At 67.9% G+C, this 558-nt stretch carries 1 protein-coding gene; it reads right to left on the minus strand.

The genetic code is table 11. From position 1 onward, the window contains the following. The coding region (locus tag CAG31_RS28010; protein WP_139832663.1) for a hypothetical protein at window positions 1-558 on the minus strand (558 nt) is incomplete at both ends.

Genomic DNA, 558 nt, shown 5'->3' on the forward strand with positions numbered 1-558 from the left:
CTGCCCGCCGGACAGCGAACCGCCCCGGTTGTCGATCTGATCGACGTTCACGGTCAGGGCCTTGAGCGAAGCGACCAGGCTGTCCTCGCGGTTGCCCAGTTGCTTGCCGGTCAGCGTCAGGTTGCCTTCGGCGACCAGTTCACCGCCCTGCTGGCTCAGGGCGTCGATGTTCGCCTCGATGTCGCCCTTGCCGGAGATGCGCCCGGCGCCGTTGTTGATCACCTCCTTGGCCTTGAGGCTCAGCGGCCCCGTCGCGGTGATCAGGCCCTTGTCGCTGTTGTCCAGCCGTGTCCCGTCGAAGGTCAGTGCCGACTTGCTTTCGAGGCGGCCCAGGCTGCGGTTGTCCAGGGTGCCGGTGCGCAGCGTCAGTGCCTTGTCCGCGCGGATCGTTCCGCCGCGGTTGTCGGCTTCGGCACTGTCGACGGTGAGGGTGTCGAGGCCGGAGACCTTGCCGGCGCGGTTGTCCAGGCGGGTGGCCTGCACATCCATCGCGCCGTTGGCCTGGATCAAGCCTTTGCGGTTGTCGAGCTGCCCGCCGATCCGGGTGGTCAGCGTGCC

It is taken from the genome of Pseudomonas sp. R25(2017), from assembly GCF_002112565.1.
In the GTDB taxonomy this organism is placed as follows: Bacteria; Pseudomonadota; Gammaproteobacteria; order Pseudomonadales; family Pseudomonadaceae; genus Aquipseudomonas; species Aquipseudomonas ekonensis.